Annotated in this window: 10 protein-coding genes; all 10 read left to right on the forward strand. The window is 67.3% G+C overall.

Translation table 11 applies throughout. The features are described from left to right. The first annotated feature begins 56 nt into the window (after positions 1–56). Positions 57–1,817: a DUF2341 domain-containing protein gene (locus ABDB81_RS18270; RefSeq protein ID WP_346812698.1), complete on the forward strand. Its 1,761-nt coding sequence runs from the start codon at positions 57–59 to the stop codon at positions 1,815–1,817. A gap of 15 nt (positions 1,818–1,832) precedes the next feature. Beyond that, positions 1,833–2,243 (forward strand): biopolymer transporter ExbD, encoded by a 411-nt coding sequence (locus ABDB81_RS18275; RefSeq protein WP_137926765.1) that lies wholly within the window; start codon positions 1,833–1,835, stop codon positions 2,241–2,243. 10 nt (positions 2,244–2,253) lie between these two features. Beyond that, positions 2,254–2,949, forward strand: a complete 696-nt coding sequence (locus ABDB81_RS18280) for an energy transducer TonB (protein ID WP_346812700.1) — start codon at positions 2,254–2,256, stop codon at positions 2,947–2,949. 42 nt (positions 2,950–2,991) lie between these two features. Then, positions 2,992–4,791, forward strand: coding sequence for a putative porin (locus ABDB81_RS18285; RefSeq protein ID WP_346812703.1), 1,800 nt, complete (start codon positions 2,992–2,994; stop codon positions 4,789–4,791). A 37-nt stretch (positions 4,792–4,828) separates the two neighbouring features. Then, positions 4,829–5,533, forward strand: a complete 705-nt coding sequence (locus tag ABDB81_RS18290) for a hypothetical protein (RefSeq protein WP_346812705.1) — start codon at positions 4,829–4,831, stop codon at positions 5,531–5,533. 56 nt (positions 5,534–5,589) lie between these two features. Next, the gene (locus tag ABDB81_RS18295) at positions 5,590–6,111 is read left to right on the forward strand and encodes a YbjN domain-containing protein (protein ID WP_346812709.1); all 522 of its coding nucleotides are present in this window, start codon (positions 5,590–5,592) and stop codon (positions 6,109–6,111) included. A gap of 207 nt (positions 6,112–6,318) precedes the next feature. Next, positions 6,319–6,948: a secretin and TonB N-terminal domain-containing protein gene (locus tag ABDB81_RS18300; RefSeq protein ID WP_346812712.1), complete on the forward strand. Its 630-nt coding sequence runs from the start codon at positions 6,319–6,321 to the stop codon at positions 6,946–6,948. Then, on the forward strand, positions 6,945–7,460 hold the full coding sequence (locus tag ABDB81_RS18305) for an RNA polymerase sigma factor (RefSeq protein WP_346812714.1): 516 nt from the start codon (positions 6,945–6,947) through the stop codon (positions 7,458–7,460). The genes ABDB81_RS18300 and ABDB81_RS18305 overlap by 4 nt, the downstream gene beginning before the upstream one ends. A gap of 87 nt (positions 7,461–7,547) precedes the next feature. Then, positions 7,548–8,537 carry a FecR domain-containing protein gene (locus ABDB81_RS18310; RefSeq protein ID WP_346812716.1) on the forward strand — a complete coding sequence of 330 codons (990 nt, stop codon included), beginning with the start codon at positions 7,548–7,550 and terminating at the stop codon, positions 8,535–8,537. A gap of 186 nt (positions 8,538–8,723) precedes the next feature. Continuing rightward, a complete protein-coding gene (locus ABDB81_RS18315; protein WP_346812719.1) occupies positions 8,724–22,424 on the forward strand; it encodes a filamentous haemagglutinin family protein in 13,701 nt (4,566 codons plus the stop codon). The last annotated feature ends 227 nt before the right edge of the window (positions 22,425–22,651 follow it).

The following is a 22,651-nucleotide window of genomic DNA, read 5'->3' on the forward strand; positions in this document are numbered from 1 at the left end:
ATCCCGGCACGCACCCAACACAGCATTCCGAAGAAAGCCAACGGAGAACCATAGTCATGCGACGTTCCCTATTCCTGCTGCTGGCACTGGCCAGCACGCTCGTGCCCAGCCTCGCGCACGCCTGGTGGCAGCCCGACTGGGCCTACCGCAAGCCGGTGACCATCGACGCCGGCCCGCAAGGCGGCAACATCGGCGGCGACGCCGGCCGCACGCCGGTGCTGCTGCGCCTGCATACGGGCAACTTCAGTTTCGAGGGCGTCAGCGAGACCGGCGCAGACCTGCGCTTCGTGGCCGGTGACGACAAGACCGTGTTGAACCACCAGATCGAACAGTTCGATCCGCTGCTCGGCATCGCGCTGGTGTGGGTCGATGTGCCGGCGGTGTCGGCCAACGGCAAGCAGCAGGTGTGGATGTACTACGGCAACGCGAAGGCGCCTGCCTCCGGCAACGGCCAGCGCGTGTTCGATCCGGACTTCACGCTGGTCTACCACTTCGCCGAAGGCAATGTGCCGGCGCGCGATACCACCGCGTATGGCAACAACAGCCAGACCCCCGTGGTCAGCGTGGACGGCACTGTGATCGGGAAGGGCGCGCAGCTCGGCAAGGCCGCACTGGCACTGCCCGCATCGCCGTCGCTGACGGTGGCGGCCGGTGGCACGTTCGCGTTTTCCGCATGGGTCCGTCCCGAGCAGCTCGGCGCCGGCCAACTGGTCTATGCGCGCCGCGATGGCGCGGGGGAACTGCTGATCGGCGTGGACCAGGGCGTGCCGTATGTGCAGGTCAACGGCCAGCGCAGCAACCCCGGCCAGCCGATCCAGGCGGGCCAGTGGTCGCATCTGGCGGTGAATGCCGATGGCAAGACGGTCACGCTGTTCGTAGGCGGCCGCCAGGCGGCACAACTGCAAGCCGCGCTGCCGGCGCTGAACACGCCGGCCTTTATCGGCGCGGACAGCGAAGGCGCGCATACCTTCCCCGGCACGATCGATGAAGTGCGCCTGTCGAAGGTGGCACGTCCCGCCGCGCTGCTGTTGGCCGATGCGGTGTCGCAAGGCGCCGATTCGCGCCTGGCCGTGTTCGGTCCGGACGAGCAACAAGCTGGCAAGAGCCATTTCGGCTTCATCCTGGCCGCCATGCCGCTGGATGCATGGGTGGTGATCGGCCTGCTGGGCCTGATGATGGGTGTGTCGTGGACGATCATGATCGGCAAGGGTCGCAGCTACGGCGCCAACTCGCGCGCCAACGTGGCATTCATGGGCCAGTTCCGCGAGGCATCGGGTGTATCGCTCGATCACCTCGCCAAGACGGGCCGCGTGACCGGCGAGGTCAAGGAGCACTCCTCGCTGTGGCGCCTGTATGAAGTGGCCGTCGATGAACTGCATCGCCGCCATCAACTCGGCTACGACCTCAACGCCGTGGGCGACGCCACGATCAGCGCGATCCGTGCCTCGATGGACGGCGTGATGGTGCGCGAGAACGAACGTCTGGGCCGCCGCATGAACTGGCTGTCCACCACGATCGAAGGCGCGCCGTATGTGGGTCTGTTCGGCACCGTGATCGGCATCATGCTGGTGTTCGTGGTGGCTGCGATGGCCGGTGCCGTGGACATCAACTCCGTGGCGCCGGGTATGGCTGCGGCGCTGCTGTGTACCGCTGCGGGCCTGGGCGTGGCGATTCCCGCGCTGTTTGGCTACAACTGGCTGGCCTCGCGGGCAGACGCCATTGCCGCCGACATGGCCGTGTTCGTGGACGAGTTCGCCACGCGCCTGGCGGAAGAGCAGGGCGAAGGCCGCCGCACGCCCGTGCTGCAGCGCGCCTGAGCGGAGTTAAGGACCATGGCAAACGCAAGCAGGTTTGGCGTACGCAAGCGCACGGGGGGCATCAACATCACGCCGTTCGTGGACGTGCTGCTGGTGGTGCTGGTGATCTTCATCCTGACCAGCAACGCCAGCATTCCGGGCATCAAGGTGGATCTGCCGAAGGCCAGCGCCTCGGTGGCGCTGGAGAAGCCCAAGACCAAGGCCATCACGGTCGATAACGCGGGACAGGTGTTCCTGGATGCGTATCCGGTGACGCTGCCCGAACTGGAAGAACGGCTCCGCACGGAAAAGGCGCTGACGCCGGACTTTCCGGTGATCGTGCGCGGCGATGCGTCGGTGCAGTACGCCAAGGTGGTGGAGGTGCTGGATCTTCTGCGGCGCATCGACCTGAACCAGATCGGTCTGGTGACCGGCAAGCCGGCCTGAGGAGCGCAGCGTGAATCGTCGCGATCCCCTGGCGTCCCTGCCGCGCGCCACGCTGTTCTGGCGCCGCTGGGGCGGGTTTGCCGCTGGCGGGCTGGTTGTCGCCGCGCTGGCGCTGCTGCTCTGGTATCTGCTGAGCGATACGGCGTCCACGCGGCGCGAAGTACCGTCCACGCCGATGCTGGTGTTGCCGCCGCCTCCGCCGCCCCCGCCCGAGCCGGAGAAGCTGCCCGAACCCGAGCCGGTGAAGCCCGAAGTGGTGGAACCCAAGCCGGCCGAGCCCACCAACGCACCGCCCGACGATGCCCCGCCCGCACCCTCGCAGGACCTGGGGCAGGCGGTCACGATCGACGGCGCCGCGCAGGCTGGCAACGATGCCTTCGGCATCCAGGCCGGTGGTGGCGGTGGCATGACCGGTAGCGGCGGGGGACTGGGCGGGCGCTCCTATTCCAACTACGTGTCGAACGCATTGCAGCAGGCGTTCGTGCGTGATGCCCGCACGCGTCAGTTGGCCTTCGACGATATCCGCATCGAAATCTGGCTCGACCCCGAGGGGCGCGTCACGCGCGTGCAGCTTGTGGGTGGCTCCGGCAACGTGACCACGGACGAGGCCGTGCTGGCCATGGTGCGTGACTTCCGTGCCGACGAACGTCCGCCTGCATCGCTGCGGTTCCCGATGCGCCTGTCCATCAAGGGTCGACGCCCCTGAATGCGTCGCCAACCATATCCAACAGACATGCCGAGCAGTGTCATGAACCCCGTGATGAACCCCGCGATGAACCCATCGAAGAATCCATGCGTCCAGTCCCCGCGCTACACGCTGCGCGCCAATGCGCTGGCCGCAGCCGTTGCCACGGTGCTGCTGACCACAGCCGGCGTCGGCCACGCACAGAATGCCGTGCCGCCAGAGAGCGCGATGATCAAGCTGATCCGTGGCCTGATCCAGAGCGGCGCGCTGGAAAAGAGTACGGGCGAGGCGCTGCTGGCCCAGGCCCAGACCGAAGCGATGGCCGCACAGCAAGCCCAGCGCGCAGCGCCAGCGCCGGTAGTTGCCGCAGCGGCCACGGGTGCCACCGCAGGTGCCGTGGCCAGTGAAGTCCGCGTGCCCTATATCCCTGAAACCGTGCGTGATCAGATCCGCGACGAGGTCAAGGGCGAAGTCATGGCGCAAGCCAAGGCCGAAGGCTGGGCCGCCCCGAACGAGACGCCGGAGTGGACCAAGCGCATTCGTGTGGAAGGCGATGTCCGTCTGCGTAACGAATCGCGCTTCTACTCGGGCAGCAACAGCGATATCCAGATCGACTGGGCGGCCATCAACTCGGGTAGCGGCTACGACGTGAACCCCAACACCAACCTGAACCTGCCGCCGCTGCTGAACACGCGCCAGAATCGCCCGAACCAGTGGCGCGCCCGCGCGCGGATCGGCGTGCTGGCCGATGTATCGGACAGTGTGAAGGCCGGCGTGCGCCTGGCAACCGGCAACGACAACAGTCCGGTATCGACCAACCAGACGCTGGGGGGCGGGCTCGCCAAGAAGGACGTGTGGCTCGACCAGGCATGGCTGTCCTACCAGCCGTTCGAATGGATGAAGCTGACGGGTGGCCGCTTTGACAATCCGTTCGTCTCTACGGACACGCTGTTCTCGCACGACCTGAACTTCGACGGTATCGCCGCGCAGTTCGAGAAGATGCTGCCGAACAAGGACATCACGATGTTCGGCTCGCTGGGCTTTATTCCGCTGGAATACTCGAAGGACAACGCACCGTCGAACAGCCAGGACAAGATGTCGAGCGAGTCGAAGTGGCTGCTCGGCGCGCAGGTGGGCGCGGCGTGGAAGGTCAACGAAGAAAACCGCCTGCGCGGCGCGCTGGCGTACTACGACTTCCACAACGTCACCGGCCGCGTGTCGCAGCCTTGCGCACTGTATGCGGGCGCCGACGGTTGCAGCACGGACTGGACGCGTCCGGCCTTCATGCAGAAGGGCAACACGCTGATGCTGTTGCGCAATATCGCGCTGAACCCGCTGGACCCGGCCAACACCCCGCAGCCGCAATACGTGGGCCTGGCGTCGAAGTTCCAGTTGCTCGACATGAACCTGCGCTGGGACACCAAGGTGGCGGGCTATGGCCTGCGTTTTGACGGTAACTACATCCGCAACCTCGCCTATGACGAGGACGGTATGTGGAACCGCTCCAACGGCGGCATCGTGAACAACTTCGGCGGCTCGGGCGGCACCACGCGTGCGGACTTCAAGAGCGGCGGCAACGCGTACATGTTCCAGGCCACCTTCGGCAAGCCCACGCCTGCTGCGCGCGGGGACTGGAACGTGCTGGCCGGCTACAAGCGCATCGAACCCGATGCCATGCCCGACGGCTACAACGACTCCACGTTCCACGGCGGCGGCACCAATGCGCGTGGCTACTACCTGGGCGGCTCCTATGCGCTGGACAAGAACGCATGGGTGACCGGACGCTGGATCTCGACCAAGGAAGTTTTTGGGCCGCCGCTGGCCATCGACACACTGCAGTTCGAATTCAACGCGCGCTTCTGAGGAGGATGACGTGATCCCGATCCCTTTGATACGTGCCATGCCGCTGGTTCTTGCCCTGGTGGCAACCGGCGCCCATGCGCAGGCACAGAGCATGGAAGAGCGCCTGCGCAACCAGCTTCGCATCACCACCACGCAGTTGCAGCAGGCCCAGAACGAACTGGCCGCGCTGAAGGCCGGCCAGCCGCAGGCGGGCGCGGGCAACGCAGGCAGCACCGATGCGGCCGCGATGAAGAAGGAGCTGGACGCCACGCGCGCCCAGCTAGCCGCCGAGCGTGGCGCGCGCGAGAAGCTCGCCGACGCGGCGCGTCAATCGCAGCTGCAGGGGCAGGGCGCGGCCGAGAAGGCCGCAAGCCAGGTGGCGCAGTTCCGGGGTGCCTACGACGAATTGCTGCGCATGGCGCGCGGCATCGACGCTGAACGCCAGAAGCTGGCCTCGGAAGCCACCACGCAGAAGGCCGCGCTGCAACGCTGCGAAATCGCCAATGCAAAGCTTTACGCCGTGGGGCAGGACATCCTGCGCGCCTACGAGACCGTGGATCTCACCACCGTGATGGCCTCGCGCCAGCCATTCGCCGCGCAAAGCCGCGTGCGCTACGAGCACATCGCGCAGGACTACGGCGACAAGCTCTACGAAGGCCGCTTCGATGCCAACGCGGTGCCTGCCGCAGAGGCACAGGCAGCCCAGCCAGCGTCTACGCCTACTGCTGCCGCGCCATCGAGCGCGCCCGCGCAAGCGCAGTGACACACCCCATTCATCCGCACAGAACACACTGAACGCACAGAACACAGGACATGACCATGACTGAAGCCGTACTCGATATCGCAGCCAGCACCGAAGCCAACCTCGAAACCAACATTGCCACCCAGCCCGCCGTAGTGCCCGCCGTCAGCGCCGAGCAACTTGCCGAAGCCATCCGCCGCGCGGGTTGCGCCGTGCAGGTGGTGGAAGAGGAGCAGGGCACCCGCCTGCACAGCGCCAGCCACGGCGTGGGCTTCCAGGTGCTGTGGGGCAATCGCCTCGGCCCCGACCAGTATCTCGATTTCACGCTGAGCTGCCCGTTGCGCGTGGACGGCGGCGTATTCCCCGATGCGCTGCTGGCCGACTGGCACCGCAGCCGCCGCTTCGCGCGCATTGCCACGCACGGTGACTTCGTCGTGCTGGAAATGGACGTGATGGTGACGGGTGGTGTCAGCGAGGATTTCCTGTCCGTGTCGATGCAGGTGTGGATCCAGATGATGGGCCAGTTCTTCCTGCATCTGCGCAACTTCCGCGCCGAGGGTGAGGGCGAAGCCGCCGAGACCTCCGACGCTGCCGCATAACGCTTTCCCTTCTTCACTGTGGGCGACGCGCCGAATGACCTGCCGGCGCGTCGTTCTTTTTTTGTCATGGCAACGTCACGTCACAGTCATACGATCCGGTCGAACCCAAGCACCCTATGAACAGGTCACCCGCATTCCATGGCATGCCCGCCCGCTTCCCGTCGACCGTGTACGCCCAGGCGTTCGCGGCGGGGGCGTGTCGCGGTCATGGCGCTCGCCGCCACGCTGCCGTGGATGACGTTCGCGCGCGCCGCCGAGATGGTGTTCGACTTGCCGGCCCAGCCGCTGAAGTTGGCGCTGGACCGCTATGACGCGCAGACCAGCATGTCGGTCTTCTATCCGTCCGAACTCGCGGATGGCCGCACCTCGCACGCGGTGGTGGGTGCGATGACGCCGCGCGACGCTTTGCACCGTTTGCTGGAAGGCACCGGCCTGGCCGCGCATGCCACCGCTGGCGATGCTTTCGTGCTGGCCCCTTCAGGCGACACGCCGGTTTCCCCTGCGACACAGGACGCTTCGGTGGCACGGCAGGACTATGACGCGCTGGTGCAGTCGCGCGTGCGGCAGGCACTGTGTGCGCGGCCTGCGCTGGCGCTGGGCAGCTATCGGCTCGCCGTGACCGTGCAGATTGGTCGCGCGGGACGCGTGCAGCGGGCACGATTGCTCGATACCACGGGTGACAACCGCCGCGACGCCGCCATCCTCGACACGCTGCAGCAGATCGACATGGGCCGCGCGCCCGAGAAGCCCGATACGCCGTTCGTGCTGCTGGTGCGGCAATGCGTGGCGGGGCAGGCGTGCGTTCCCGCATGTGAAGCGCCACGGAGCCTGCGATGAGCGAGACCATCCGCTCCGGGCTGCGTGACCTGCTTACGCAACGCTACGACGATCTCAAGCGCCGCCTGACATGGCGCCTGGGATCGGCCGAGCTGGCCAGCGACGCGCTGCACGACACCTGGGTCCATCTCGAAGATCGCAACGATGCCAACGGCCCGGTAGCGAGCCCCGCTGCGTACCTGATGCGCATGGCGACCAACCTCGCGCTGGATCGCCTGCAGCGCGACCGCCGCTTCATGAGCGCGGAAGAACTCGACACGCTGATGCTCGATATCGCGGACCCCGCACCGGGTCCGGCGCAGACCGTGGCGGCGCGCAGCGACGTGCAGGCACTGGCGGACGTAATCGACAAGATGCCACCGCGTCGCCGTGCAATCTTTCTGGCAGTGCGGGTCGAGGAACTGTCGAATCAGGAAGCGGCCGTGCGCTTTGGCGTATCGGCGCGCCTGATCGGACTCGAATTGAAACGCGCACATGAGTACTGCGTGGCGCACATGGAACAGCGGGGTTGAAGAAATCGTGCCGATCCTGAGCGCCAGAACCGTCTTGATGTCATGCGCCCCCGCTTGGTGGGGTTGCCAGACGCCATGACTGCCACCATGAACCCTCTGCGACAACGGCCACGCGGCCTCTCCCGGATCGAACGCCAGGCCCTGGAATGGGTGCGGCGGATCGGTGCCGGCCAGATGACGCATCGCGATGGCGATGCGCTGCGGCAATGGTGCAAATCCAATCCCGCCCACGCCGCTGCTTTTACCGCTGCGCAACGCCAGTGGCAGGACCTCGCGCAGGCGGGTCGCCAACTGCTCGAACAGAAGCCGATGGCCGCGCGGCCCGAACCCAAGGCCGCGCCTGCGCCGGTGCATTTCCCGCGTCGCGCTTTCCTTGGCGGCGCGCTCGGCACCGCGGCTGTGGCGTCCGTCGCGATGGTCTATCCGCCCATGGGAATGTGGGCGTCCGTAAGCGAGCGGCGCGGCGACTATCGCACCGTGGCTGGCGAGCAGCGGCACATCACGCTGGGCGGCAACGTCGGTGTGGAAATGAATACACGCACCAGCATCGCGCTGCATCCGCGTGGCCGGGTGGCCGGTATCGAGTTGATCGCGGGCGAGACCGCCATCGACATGAGCGACACCAGCCGGCCCTTTGCGGTCACGGCGGGCGCGGGCCGTGCGGTGGCTGCGCGTGCGCGATTCGAGGTGCTGCACACCGCCGATTCCGTCTGCGTGACCTGTGTGCAGGGCGTGGTGCAGGTGGCGCATCCCACGGGCACGGTCACGCTGAATGCGCGGCAGCAGGTCACCTATGACGACCGCAAGCTTGCACACGTGGTGGATCTGGACGCCGCGCGCATGCCCGCGTGGCGCGAGGGGTTCCTGCGCTTTGCCGAGACGCCATTGGGCGATGTGGTCAACGAGATCAATCGCTACCGCAATGGCAAGCTCGTGCTGATGTCGCGCCAGCTTGCCGCGCGCCCCGTCACAGGGCGCTTCCGCATCGATGCGCTCGACAAGGCCATCGCACAGATTCAGCAGTCGTTCGGGCTCGACGCCCGTCATCTGCCCGGTGGGGTCGTCCTGTTGTCTTGATGCCGTCGCGGGACTGTCACCAAATCTTCAAGGAAAACCTTGCCGATTCGGTCCCGCCAAAGGGTCTAGCTCCCAGGAGCATCGGCGGCAACGCCCGTCGATGGCAATGACGACAGGAGTCGGACCGCACGCCTCGCACGCGCTGCGCACCGGCTCCGCAAACTTGCTTGACGGGATCAGGGCACCATGCAGACGCGCGCAAACCAGAACAAATCGCTGGCGCAACACAAGGTTGGGATGGCAATACCGCAGGCGAGGCCGCTGGCCCGTACCGTGGCGCTGCTGGTGGCGGCGGGCGGCCTGTGGGGCACCTCGGGCGCCACGCACGCAAACCAGGCGTTCAGCCGCGCATGGATGGCGCAGAAGAACATGACGCAGGACACGGCGGCTGCCACGGGCCGTCTGCCCAACGGCATGCCGGCGTCGATGCTGACCAATCCGCAGGGGCAGCAGCAACAAGCCAACGCACAACTGCAGCGCTCGATCCAGAATCTCGGGCAGGCTGCGCAAAGCATTGCCGCAATGCAGGCCACGCAGGCCGCCGCACGCCAGGCCGCCGCGCAGCAAGCCTCGGTGCCCGATGGGCTGGGCGAGGGCGGCCTCAAGGTCGATACCAATAGCCTGACCGCCGGCTGGATCAACGCCAAGGACGCCACGCAGAAAGTGGTGGATGGGCGCACGCAGGTCACCATCGAACAGACCGCTTATAAAGCGATCCTGAACTGGGAAACGTTCAACGTGGGCCGCAACACCACGGTGGAATTCCAGCAGCGCCAGGACTGGGCCGTGCTGAACCGCGTGAACGATCCGCAGGCGCGCCCGAGCAAGATCCAGGGGCAGATCAAGGCCGATGGCACGGTCATGATCGTGAACCGCAACGGCATCGTGTTCACGGGCACGAGCCAGGTGGATACCCGCAATCTGGTGGCCGCTGCCGCTGGCATGACCAATGCGCAGTTCGACAAGGGCCTGTTCAGCGAGGCACGCGGCGCGGGCTATGTGCCGACGTTCGCCAACGATCTGGCTGTGAGCACAACGGCGGTCACGCATGGTGCGGCCACGGGCGATGTCATTGTCGAGGCCGGCGCGCGCATTGCCACGCGCAAGCCCGAGTCCGTCACGCAGGGCGGCGGGTACGTGCTGCTGCTGGGCCGCGAGGCGCATAACCGCGGCACCATCGTCACGCCGGGCGGACAAACCGCGCTGGCGGCTGGAGACAGCTTCGTGATCCGCCGGGGTCAGGGCACCGACGGCAATCCCAATTCGAGCACGCGCGGCAACGAAATCGACGTCACGCGACTGGCCAACAGCGCAGCGGGTCTTGTCACCAACAGCGGTCTGATCCAGGCCACCACGGGCGATATCACGCTCAAGGGCCATACCGTCGAGCAGTCGGGCGTGCTGGTGTCGAGCACCTCGGTCAATACGCGCGGCACGATCCACCTGCGCGCCGAAGGCGACGACAAGAGCCGCGTCACGATGGCGCCGAACAGCGTCAGCGCCATCGTGCTGGATGACAGCGGCGGTACGGCACTCGACGTGCAGCGCGATGCGTTGCTGCGCGACTCCGGCACCGTGAGCGAATCCGGCTACAACCGCCGCGACCAGTCGCTGGTGCAGGTGATTTCCTCGGGCGATGTCTTGTTCGATGGCGATTCGCTGACGCTGGCCACGGGCGGCCAGATCAGCGTCAACGCCGCGCGCCGTGCGCTGCTGGCTGACCGCGCCATCCTCGATGTGGCGGGCGCCGTGGGCGTCAACGTGGCGATGGAGGCCAACAACGTCGAGGTCAACGTCCAGGGCAATGAACAGCGCGATTCCCCGGACAACCGCGACTCCGGCAAGCTCAACAACACCACGATGTGGGTGGACCGCCGCTATCTCGTGCGCGTGCCGGCGGGCACCAACGGCTACACCACGGATCGCTGGTACACCGGCGGCGGCCTGCTGGAAGTCAGCGGCTACCTGAACACCAGCGGCCATGGCATCGGCGAATGGGCCGCGCTGGGCGGCACCGTGACGTTCGATGGCGGCCAACTGGTGACGCAGGCCGGATCGTCGGTGAACGTTTCGGGCGGCTCGCTGAACGTGCAGACCGGCATGATTCGCCAAAGCTGGCTGCGCGGCGAGGATGGCCGCCTGTACAGCCTCGACAATGCCCCGGCTGACGTGCTCTACAGCGGCCTGTATCGCGGCTATGAGACCCAGCACCAGCGCTGGGGCAAGACGTCCACCGAACAGTTCAACAGCCCGCTGATTGCGCCCGACCGTCGCCTGGAGAACGGCTACACGGTAGGCCGCGATGCGGGTCGTGTGGTGGTGGGCACGAATTCCGCCGTGCTGGAAGGCGCCATCGAATCGACGGTGTATCAGGGGCCCCGCCAGAGCCAGGCGCGCGATGCCACGCTGGATGGCTATCGCCAGTCGCAGATTGCCGCGCCGCTGGCCGGCGAACTCGTGATCGGGTCGATCAGTCCGTTCTACGACACCGCTTCGGGCATGCTGCGCGACAGCCCGAAGGCCAAGGTGAAGCAGGTGGAGATCGGCGCGGTCGAGGGTATCGCGCAGGGGCTCGGCCTGGATGGCGCGATGCCCGATTCGCTGGCCGGTCACATCGCACTGGATGCCGGCTGGGTCAACGCACAGAAGCTGGGCGGCCTCAAGGTCTACGCACAGGATGGCATCGAGGTGGATGCGCCGATTGCCGTCGCTAACGGCGGCGGCATCGCGCTGCACGCGGGCAAGGTGGACGTCAACGCCGATCTGACCGCACGTGGCGGCCAGATCGTGCTCGGCAACGTCCTTAGCCAGAGGACCGGCAACGAATGGGTCGACGGGACGATTTCCGCGACGCCGGTTGCGATGACCGGTGTCAACGTCGCGCGTGGCGTCACGCTCGATACGCGCGGGCTCTGGACCAACCTGCGCACGGACGCGGGCGACATCGCGGGGCTGCCGTACATCAATGGCGGCGATATCCGCATCAGCACCACGGGCAATATCGTGCTGGACACCGGCAGCGTGCTCGATGTCTCGTCGGGCGCGGCGCTGAAAGCCAGCGGCAAGCTCGATGGGGGACGCGGTGGCAATATTTCGCTGCTATCGAACCAGTTGGATACCACCGGCAAGAACGCTGGCACGCTGCGCATGGACGGCGAACTGCGCGGCTACGGCGTGCGCGGCGGCGGCAAGCTGACGCTCGATTCCGGCACGGGCGTGATCGTGGGCAGCAGTCCGCTGGCAGAGAACGGCGTGCTGAAGGCTGGTGAATCGGCGGACGTCCAGTTGATGCTGGCGCAGGACCTGACGATGCCGGTAGGTACTGTCCTGCCGACCGACTACACCTACACCACCGATCGCATCCAGCCGGGCGGCGTCGCGCGCGGCAATCTCCTGGTCACGGTGGACAAGCCTGCGACGCTGGTAGGCAACTGGCAGGTGCCGGCTGGCGAGGGCGGTGTCGCGTACGTGGTCTACGACAGCTACGGCAACTTCTACCAGACCGGCATGACGGTTCCGACTGGGGCGAAGATCACCAGGACGGTCGGCAACATGGCGGCCGGCTACGTGGTGCCCGCGGGTGTGTTTGCCGATGGCATGCCCGTGGCGCCGTTCGACACCACGGTCAAGGCCGGCACGCCGTTCACGCAGGCCGTGACGCTGCACGCGGGCGACCGGCTCGCACCGGGCACGGCGCTGTCCGCCGATGTGAAGGTCAAGCCATTGCTGGTGCTCGACGGCAAGGTGTTCCAGACCGGCTTCGGCCAATACGAGGTGATCGGCCAGCAAGGCGTGGCGGTGGCGCCGGGCGCGATCATCGACGTCAGCATGCCCGTGATGCGCCACGATACCGTGCTCGCGCACGCGGCCCCCACGGGCACGACGCCAGCGGATGCGATGCAGCAATGGCTGCCGCCCCTCTGGGAAGAAGACCCCGAAGACGGTGTGCTGACGCAGCGGCGCGGTGCCGATCTGGTGCTGACGGGCGGCAGCGTCTACGGGCACGCGCCGGTGGCAGTCGGCACGGGCAGCGTGGTCTCGGTCGACCCCGTTCACAAGATCACGTTGCAGGGCAACGGCCAGATCACCATCGACGGCACGCTGAACGCGTGGGGCGGCAAGATCTCGGTGCTGGAGACGGCGCTGGGCGTGGCTGCGGCCGATACGCCGAGCGGTCACGCGGACAGCCGTTCCATCTGGATCGGCAACCACGCGGTGCTCGATGCGGCAGGCCGTGCGGCCACCGCAGTGGATAACGCCGGACGCGTCTACGGGCGGGCAGCCAATGGCGGCACCATCGAGATTGGCGCGCCTTATGTGGCGGGCGCGCGTCAGGTGGACGCCGCAGATGCGTTCATCGTGGTGCGTCCAGGCGCGCGCCTCGACGCATCGGGCGACGCCGCCACGATCGACGTGCCGGGCCAGGGTGCCGTGGCACTGCCGGGCAACGGCGGCGTGATTGCGCTGAGTTCCTACCGTGGGCTGTTCGTCGATGGTGCCATGCGCGCGGCGTCGGCGGGCCCCGGCGCAGCGGGCGGCACGCTGGCGCTGGCGCTGGAAACGCCGGCCTATCTGGGCGTGGCGAACAACACGCTGCAAGGCGTTGGCGTGGAAGACGCCGTGCGGGTGCCGCGCGAGTTGATCCTGGCGCAGGTGCAGGGCGCCAGCGTCCTGTCCGACGACCTCGCCCCGGGCGCCAATCTCGCGAATGGCGAGACGCTGGCCTTCGGTTACGGGCGCATTGGCGTGGACCGCACCGCGGCAGGCGGCTTCGGCAATCTTTCGCTGCTCGCCAACGGCCTGATCAGCTTCGACGGCGATGTCGATCTGAAGATGGACCAGAGCCTGCGGCTGGTGGCCAGTTCGTTGAATCTTGCGCAGCAAGCGGATCGGGCGACCCACGTCACGCTGGCGGCACCGTACATGCAGATTGCTGGCAATACGCGCCGCGCGGTGGATAACTCGATCATGCCCAATCCGGTGGTCGGTTCGCGCAACCTGATCACTTCGGGCGGCGGGTCGCTCGGCGTGCCGCTGGTGGCCGAAGATGCCAGCCTGACCGTGGATGCAGGGTTTCTCGATATCGCCGGGCAGATGCTGATGGGCACGCGCGGCGACATCGTGATGAATAGCGGCACGCCGCTGAAGGTGGAGCGTGACACGTTCGGGTCGATCGCCCTGCGCAGTGCGGCCGATATGCGCCTGTCCGGTGCCGCCGAGCTCTATTCAGCCGGCAACCTGACGCTGGCTGCGTCGCAGATCTATCCGGCCACGCTGGACAGCGGCAAGTTCGTCGTTGGCCTGGAAAACTACGTGGACCAGTGGGGCACCCGGATGACCCGCATGGTCCCCACGCGTGTGCTGAACATCGAGCGGTCGGGCGCGGCGGGGGCGGCCGACCCGGCATTGCCGTATTCGGTCTTCGGCTCGATCCAGCTGGCCGGACCCACGGTCAACCAGAACGGCGTGGTGCGCGCACCGATGGGCAGCGTGACCATCGGCTCCAGCCAGAACGGTCAGGAAACCGGCATCGTCAACCTGCTGCCGGGTAGCGTCACGTCCGTGAGCGCGAAGGGCCTGACCATGCCGTTCGGCGGATCGCTGGATGGCTTGAGCTACATGTATAACGGCGCCGATGTGGCGTTCGACAAGGCGGGCGCCGGACCCGCTGTCACGCTGGCCGGCCACGCCATCGACGTGAAAGAGGGGGCCGTCCTCGACATGAGCGGCGGTGGCGACCTGAAGGGCGCTGCGTTCCTGTCCGGACGCGGCGGTTCCACCGATGCGCGCATGAACTCGCTCATTCAGGTGGACCCGCAGGGTGGCTTCACGCTGCCGGGGCTGGCGACCAACCCGGTCTACGCCATCGTGCCGGGTGCGCAGGCCGGGTACGCACCCATCGTGGCGGAGAAAGGCGCGAGCGACCCGGCCATCGGCCGCCAGATCACCATCGGCGCGGGCGTGCCGGGCTTGCCGGCGGGCACTTATACGTTGCTGCCGTCCACCTACGCGCTGCTGCCGGGCGCCTTCCGTGTGGAACTGAACGGCGCGCAGGCCGCCGCCTCTATCGCCACCACTACGCGGCAGGATGCGCTGGCGATGCGCAATGGCTCGTACGCCACCAGCGCGCAACTGAGCACGTTCGGCACGGGCATTCGCGACGCACTGCCTACGCAGGCCATCGTCACTTCGGCGGACGTACTGCGCCGCTATTCGCAGTACAACGAGACGAACTACACCGATTACGCTATCGCCGCAGCCCAGCGCAACGGCATGCCGCGTACGATGATCGAGCGCGATGCCAAGACGCTCAAGCTTGATTTCCTCGCGGGCTACTCCAACGGCAAGATCGGCGATACCGAATCGCTGCACTTCGCTGGCAAGGCACTGTATGACACGCCGGAAGGCGGCTGGGGCGGCAGCGCGCTGGTCACTGGCGCAGGCAATTACGAGGTTCTGGCCGCTGGCGCAGCGCCTGGTGCACCGGGTGCCATGTCGTATCCGGTGTCACTGCACGCCGATGACCTGAACGCGATCGGCGCCTCCCGGCTTGCCATCGGCGCATTGCCGAAGGTCGGCGGCGCGGGCAGCAACGCCCAGCGCGGCAATGTGGCGACATTCGATTCCGCCGCTTCCAACATCGTATTGCGCGAAGGTGCTGTGCTGAAGGCGCCCGAGGTATTCCTCGTGACCAGCAACCCGACCGGTGGCATCACTATCGAGCAGGGTGCGGGCATCAACACGCTGGGGCAGGGCAAGGCCGCGTGGGACTCGACTAACGGCTTCGTTTTCGAGCCGGGCCAGCGCGGAGTGGTGGCGCTGTCGAACGGGTGGCTGGACATGCTGGCACCTGTTGCGAGCAACGGAAGCTTCGGCGGCGGCTTCATCGATATCGGCGCCTGCGGCGCGGGCGCCGCGTGCCAGGGCAATGCGCAGCTGTATTCGGAAGGCACCATCGCGGCGGCTACCGACAACACGTTCGAACTGCGCGACGCGGTGCGCTACGGCACGCGCAATCTCTCGCTGTCGGTGGGGGCGATCAACGTGGGCACCGAAGCCGCGCTGGCGGGTGCGGCGTCGCGCGGCGCACTGACGCCGGGCCTGCGGCTCTCGCAGGACGTGCTGAACCGCCTGATCAACGGCGACACCAGCACCGGCGCCCCGGCGCTGGAGAACCTGATCCTGACCGCGCGCGATGCGGTCAACTTCCACGATTCGATCACGCTCTCCACGCTCGATCCTGTCACCGGCAAATCCGCGCTCGACCGCCTGGTGCTGACCACGCCGGCCATCTATGGCGCGGGCGATGCCAATGCCGATGCACGCATCCAGACCGATGTGCTGGTGTGGAACGGCGCCACCACGCCGGCTGGGCAGGTGGCTGCAGGCGGGGCCGGCACCGGCTCGGGCAAGTTCACGATCGATGCGCGCGAGATCGAGTTCGGCTTCGCACCATCGGTACGCACGGACACCGTGCATGACATGGACCGTCTGGCGCTTGGCTTCAGCGATGTGATCCTGAAGGCTGGCGAGCGCATCACGGCCAATCGAAAGGGCACGCTGGCGGTCTACCAGTCGCGCGGCGCATGGGACGACGCAGCAGGCAAGTTCCCCTACAACGGCGGCAATCTGCATATCGAGACGCCGCTGCTGACGGGCCAGGCAGGCTCCGTCAACACGCTGCGCGCCGGTGGCGACATCAGCGTGGCCGCACCGGCTGGCGCGACGGCGCCGGTGCTGTCGAACGCCGCACTGGTGGCGGCGATGGGTGCGGAGATTGCGCTGGAAGGGCGCAACGTTGCGCTCGATACGGCCGTGGCGCTGCCGAGCGGCAAGCTCACGGTCACCGCGCAGGGCGACATCGCGCTGGGTGATCGCGCCGACCTCGACCTCGCCGGGCGCAAGCTCGACTTCTTCGACGTCAGCAAGTACAGCTGGGGCGGCGATGTGGTGCTTGACAGCAAGGCGGGCAACATCCGCCAGGCATCGGGTTCGCACGTCGATCTCTCCGCAGTGGAGAACCGCGCGGGCAAGTTCACGGCCATCGCGCTGGGCACCGGTGCGGGCATGGTCGATCTGCAAGGCTCCTTCGCGGGCGGCAGCACCGGCCACTACGACGCGGGCGGCACCTACGTGCCATATGCCGCAGGCGGCGCCGATATTCGCGGCCAGCAGATCGCGGACTTCACGGGCCTGAACCAGCGACTCAACGATGGCAAGGTCAGCGGCAGCCGCAACTTCCAGATCAAGCAGGGCGACCTGACGATTGGCGACGAACTGAAGGCGCGCGAGATCAGCGTGTCCGTCGATGGCGGCCGGCTCGTGGTCAACGGCACCGTGGATGCCAGCGGCGAACAGGTGGGCAGCATCCGCCTGGCGGCGCGCGATGGCGTGGCCATCGGCGGCAATGCACTGCTCGATGCGCACAGCCGCGTGCTGCGCGTGGACAGCTACGGCAAGATCATCGAGGCGCCGAACCGCGCCATGATCGAGATCCAGAGCGGCAACGGCACGCTGGTGCTGGCCGATGGCGCGCGCATGGACGTGCGCGCCGGCACCGATGGCACGGCGCAGGCGCTGGGGACGGTGGAACTGAGCGCGCGGCGTATTGGCGGCGCGCGCGGTACGGATGTGGATATCGATGCGTCGGGCACCGTGCGCATCGATGGCGCGCGCGGCATCTACGTCAACGCGTTCCAGCGTTATGACAACGCGCCGCTGATCACGGGCGGCACCGTCGATGGCCGCGACTACCAGTCGATCACGCAGGGCTACCTGAAAGACCTGCATGACGACAGCGCGGCGTTCATGACCAACGCGCTGGCCAACGGCGACCTGATGAATCGCAAGCTGGCCGGCCTGCGTGGCTACGCGGACGCGTTCCATCTGCGCCCCGGCGTCGAGATCGTCAGCGCCACGCCCGATGGCGACCTTCATGTCGATGGCGATATCGACCTGTCCGGCTTCCGCTACGCCAGCGTGAATCCGCATTCGCAGATGACTGGTGTCTATGGTTCGGGCGAGGCGGGCGCGCTGGTGCTGCGCGCGGGCGGCAACCTCAAGATCTACGGCAGCCTCACCGATGGTTTCGATACCTCGGTGCTGCAGCCCACGATCGACGACAAGGGCTGGATTCTGGTCAAGGGCCGCATCCCTTGGGGCGGCGATGTGATCATCCCGACCGACAACCTCGTGACGCTGGCAGAAGGCACGTTCTTCTACTCGGGCCGCGCGCTGAACTATGCGTTGTCGATGCAGGCGATGTCGCTGCGCGCCGGCACCGAACTCGCCACCCGCGCCACGCTGACGGCGGACCTCGTGTTGCCGGCTGGCACGGTGCTGGGCGGCGCGGTGCGCGATAGCAGCGGCAACGTGGTCTACGCCGCTGGCGCCGTGTTGCCGCAGGCCGTGACGCTGTCCAGCGGCATGCAGCTCGACGCGGGCAACCGTCTGCCGTCCGCCGCGAAGGTGGGGCCGATGGTGTGGCCGGCCGGCGTGCCGCTGCCGTTCCCCGACGGTGCCATTGTCGATGTCGGGTCGTCCTGGGCGGGCGTGAATGGCGTGCAACTGGCGGGTTCGCTGACCCTGCGCAAGGGTGCGATGCTGCCGGCCGAAACCGTGGTCAAGCTGCCGGGCGACGCAGAGAGCGTACAGATGCGTCCGGCCGATGCCGATGGCAATCAGGGCCGCAATCTCGCGCTGGCGCCGATGCTGGCACCGGGGTCGCAATCGTGGTCGATCCGTCTGGTGGGCGGCGCGGATCTGGATGCCGCGGACACGCGCGCCTTGCTGCCGCACAGTGCCAGCGGCCATGTGCTGCTGGCCGATACGCACTATGGTCTGGTGTTTCAGAAGAACGTTCTGGTGCCGGGCACGGGCCTGCCGGGGCAGTATGTGTGGGGTCCGGACGCCGAGATTTTCGGATACATGCCGGGTGATGTCATCACGCCTCAAGACATCATCAACTTTGGTGGTGAAGAAGCGCTGATGGGCCTGAACGACTGGGGTCTCGGCGTACTTGTGACGAAAATCGCGGACGGCACCCCGGCAGAGTATGAGGACCGCGCGACGCCGGGCCGCCAGCAGCTCTACAGCGTGCTGCGTACCGGCACGGGCGATCTGGACGTGTTGTCGGCCGGTGATTTCACGATGTCGTCGCCGTTCGGCGTCTACACGGCGGGCACGCAGTCGATTGGCGTGAGTACGGCGTACAACCAGCCGCGTTCGAACGGGGCGGACGGCACCATCCTGGGCGCGCTGGGCGCCGACTGGGCACCGTATGTCAACGGCGGTACGCAAAGTCTCTATCAGGCGTGGTATCCGGAACACGGCGGCAACGTGCTGGTGCGTGCGCAGGGCACCGTGCGCGGCGACACCATCGGACAGGCGTCGGGCTCCATCCGCAACGACGATGCGCTTGGCGTCATGCGGACGCATTTCGACACCTCCGCCGTGGGCGGCTGGCTGTGGCGCCAGGGAACCGGTAGCGCCGCGCAACCGGGCGAAGGCGTGCCGACCGCGTGGTGGATCAACTTCGGTACCTACGTGCCCGCTGCAAAGGGCACGGCCAATGCGCTGCATGACGGCACGCCATTCCTGGTGGGCTTCACGGGCATTGGCACGATGGGTGGCGGCAATCTCGTGCTCGAAGCCGGCGCTGACGCCGGCATGATGGAATCGCGCATGGGCAAGGCAGACAACGTACTGTCGCGCAGCCAGGGCCTGAACCTGGCAGTAGCCAGCACGGGCCGCGTTTCGGCCGATGGCAGCACGCTGACGCTGACCGGTGGCGGCGACCTCGACATCCGCATCGGCGGGGGACTCAACCCTGTGGCGGAGGTGCGGGCGACACCGAATACGGGCAGCAGCGGCATGGATGGCGTCCTGCTGCGCTACGACAACGTGCAGATTCCGCTCAACAGCACGTTCACGAACCTGCGCGGCGCGCTGCGGCTGGCGGCCGGTTCGGTGGGTGGTGTGGAACTGCGCTACGACGTCTCGGATCGCATGGAATCGCGTGCGTACCAGCCCAACGTGGCGACCTCGTCGATTGCGGCCGGTGGGCCGGTGCTGGTGCCCGGCGATGCGACGATCAGCATCGATGCGCGCGGCGATCTCGCCGTGGGTGGCGTGGCCGATCCGGGCCGCGTGCCGCAGTACCACAACGGCACGCCGTTCACGCTCAACGGCACCGCGCAGGACGGTGAGGGCTTCAGCTGGTTCTCGCTGTGGACCCCGGCCACGGCGGTAAATCTGCTGGCGGCGGGCGGCAACCTGACGCCGTCGATGGCGTGGATGGATAACCGTACCGGCCAGAATCACAGCGCCACCGATGGCCGCTTCATGATGCCGGCCATCCTGCGCGCGGCGGCGCCCAACGGCAGCCTCTACTATGGTGGGTCGAGCCAGGGCAGGCGCGGTAGCGACAACCTGATCGCGCAGTCGCCATATGGCCTGATGCTGGCGCCGTCGCCAGTGGGTTCGCAGTTCACGACCACGGGCACCGGCGCGCTGGAACTGCTGGCGGGCGATTCGATCTACGCCGGCGGCTACGCGGTGACGCAGTCGGGTGCCGATGGCGCCGCGTTGCCCACGCCGTTCAACCCCGGCTTTGTTGGCGTGGTGGGGCGGGTCTGGTACGGTGCGCATCTGGTCGGCAATGTCAGTCAACAGGCGCTTGCACCAAGCGTGATGTTCACCAACGGCATGGACACCGACCAGCTTTATCCGCTGTTCAGCCTGACGGCACCGACCGCCTCCGGGCAGGCACATGTGGGCCAGCCGCCCGCGCGCTTTTATGCCAACGACGGCGATATCGTGGGGTTGCGCACGGGCGGCATCATCACGCACGGCAACCCCAAGGGCCAGGACGGGCTGCAGCCGACGTGGTACGAAGGCGGCGGCCCGGTGGCGATCCGCGCGGGGCGCGATATCGTCAACGCCGGCACGGAACTCGGCATTGTCGAGACGGTGCCGACTGCCGCGCTCGGCTGGTACGGGCAGTATTACAGCGCGCAGCCCAATGCGCCGCTGCGTCCCACGCGGATCGAGACAGGCAGCGTGCGCGGCAACCTGATCGTGCACAACAGCGCGGACGATGTCTCGGTGATCTCGGCCGGGCGCGACATCCTGGGCGGCACGTTCTACGTGGCAGGGCCGGGCCTGATGGAAGTGACCGCGGGCCGCGATCTCTACCTCGCCGACAAGGGCGAACTCAAGAGCATCGGCCAGGTGGTCAATGCCCGGGCGGGGGATCGCGCCAGCGGGGCCGGTATCGCCGTGGCAGCAGGTGTAGGCGCACGCGGACTCGACGGGCTGGGTTTCCAGGCGTTTGCGGCGCGTTACCTCGATCCGGCCAATCAGGCCGATCCGTCTCGTCCGCTGGCCGACCAGCCGGGCAAGGTGGTGACCACGTATGGCGGCAAGCTGACGCTGGGCGACTGGCTGCGCGCGGAGTTCGGCTACGGCGGTGACGAAGCTGGCGCGCCTGCGTTCCTCGCCGCCAAGCAAGGGGAGCTGGACCTTGCCCGCGACCAGAAGCAGGCAGGCGGCACGGCCGCCACCAGCCGCGACCTGCAGCGCGAGTTCGGCCTCCAGTCTCAGTTGCATCTCGTGAACTGGCTGACCGACCGCTTCGGCGGCGCCAATGGCCTGGGCCTGCATTTCGATGCCGCCGCCGGCGATGCGCGCGCATTCTTCGCCGCGCTGCCGCCCGAGCAGCAGCGCGCCTATCTGCGCAATGTCTACTACGCGGAACTGAAGGCATCGGGGCGCGAGTACAACGCCGTGGGCGGCCCGCGTGCCGGCAGCTACTTGCGGGGCCGGGAGGCCATCGCCACGTTGTTGCCGAATGGCGCGAGCCTGGGCGACGCGACGGGCGAGCGCGCCTACGACGGCGACCTGACCATGTTCAGCAGCGCGAAGTACTACATGGACTCGGCCAACCCGACCTTCACCACGCGTCCCCGGGCCGGTGTGAAGTACCTGACCAAGGCCCAGTGGGTGGCCGCCGGATCGCCGGGCAACGTGCCGTACTTCGACGTGCTCGATGCCGGCATCCATACGGACTTTGGCGGCGACATCAGCATCCTGACGCCGGGTGGCCGCACGCTGGTGGGCGTGGATGGCGGCTTCGTGCCGGGCGAGGGGTCGGGCGTGCTGACGCAGGGTTCTGGCGAGATCCAGATGTATGCCCGCGACAGCATCCTGCTGGGCCAGAGCCGTATCTTCACCACGTTCGGCGGCAGCATCCTGGGCTGGTCGGCGCAAGGCGACATCAACGCGGGCCGGGGTTCCAAGTCCACGGTGGTCTACACGCCACAGCGGCGCATTTACGACGACTATGGCCGCGTGACGTTGTCTCCGACCACGCCAAACACCGGCGCCGGTATCGCCACGCTGAATCCGATTGCCGAGGTGCCGCCCGGCGACATCGACCTGATTGCGCCGCTGGGCACCATCGACGCGGGCGAAGCTGGCATCCGTGTGTCGGGCAACGTCAACCTGGCGGCGCTGCGCGTGGTGAATGCCGAGAACATCCAGGTGCAGGGTAAGGCAACCGGCATCCCGGTGGTGGCTGCCGTCAACGTGGGTGCCCTGTCGAATGCCAGCGCGGCGGCGTCGCAAGCCGCCAATGCGGCGCAGGAGGCCGTGCAGCGCGAACGCACGGCCGCCCGCCAGGCCATGCCGTCGGTGTTCACGGTGCGCGTGCTGTCCACGGGTGGCGAGCCAGCGGAAGGCGCGCCCAAGCCGGGGCAGGGCGCCAGCGTCCAGCCCGCGCCTTACGACTACAAGTCGGCAGTGCAGGTACTGGGGCAGATGAACCTGGGCGATGCCGCGCTGAGCCAGTTGACCCCGACCGAGCGGAGGAACCTGCAGCAGCACTGATAGGGAAGGTGGCAGGACAAAGGGGCGCCTTCGGGCGCCCCTTTGCGTTGGGGCGTCGAAGTTTAGGGTTTGTACGAGGGAGGCGACGCAGATTCTTTGCCAGGGCGGAACTTGCCAGCCTCTGCCGGGTCCATTGTTGCGATCGGTTACAATGCTGTGCCGCAGCATCCCGCCCCCGGCAAGTGCCTGATAATGGGCATCCGCCTGCTTTGTCTGCTGCCTGACCC

Source organism: Cupriavidus sp. DL-D2 (assembly GCF_039710735.1).
Taxonomy (GTDB): domain Bacteria; phylum Pseudomonadota; class Gammaproteobacteria; order Burkholderiales; family Burkholderiaceae; genus Cupriavidus.

Excerpts from the sequence above, each read along its gene's own strand:
- ABDB81_RS18295 (WP_346812709.1), top strand. The coding sequence starts at position 5,590 with ATGACTGAAGCCGTACTCGATATCGCAGCCAGCACCGAAGCCAACCTC.
- ABDB81_RS18310 (WP_346812716.1), top strand. The coding sequence starts at position 7,548 with ATGAACCCTCTGCGACAACGGCCACGCGGCCTCTCCCGGATCGAACGC.
- ABDB81_RS18300 (WP_346812712.1), top strand. The coding sequence starts at position 6,319 with ATGGCGCTCGCCGCCACGCTGCCGTGGATGACGTTCGCGCGCGCCGCC.
- ABDB81_RS18275 (WP_137926765.1), top strand. The coding sequence starts at position 1,833 with ATGGCAAACGCAAGCAGGTTTGGCGTACGCAAGCGCACGGGGGGCATC.
- ABDB81_RS18305 (WP_346812714.1), top strand. The coding sequence starts at position 6,945 with ATGAGCGAGACCATCCGCTCCGGGCTGCGTGACCTGCTTACGCAACGC.
- ABDB81_RS18315 (WP_346812719.1), top strand. The coding sequence starts at position 8,724 with ATGCAGACGCGCGCAAACCAGAACAAATCGCTGGCGCAACACAAGGTT.
- ABDB81_RS18285 (WP_346812703.1), top strand. The coding sequence starts at position 2,992 with ATGAACCCCGTGATGAACCCCGCGATGAACCCATCGAAGAATCCATGC.
- ABDB81_RS18290 (WP_346812705.1), top strand. The coding sequence starts at position 4,829 with ATGCCGCTGGTTCTTGCCCTGGTGGCAACCGGCGCCCATGCGCAGGCA.
- ABDB81_RS18270 (WP_346812698.1), top strand. The coding sequence starts at position 57 with ATGCGACGTTCCCTATTCCTGCTGCTGGCACTGGCCAGCACGCTCGTG.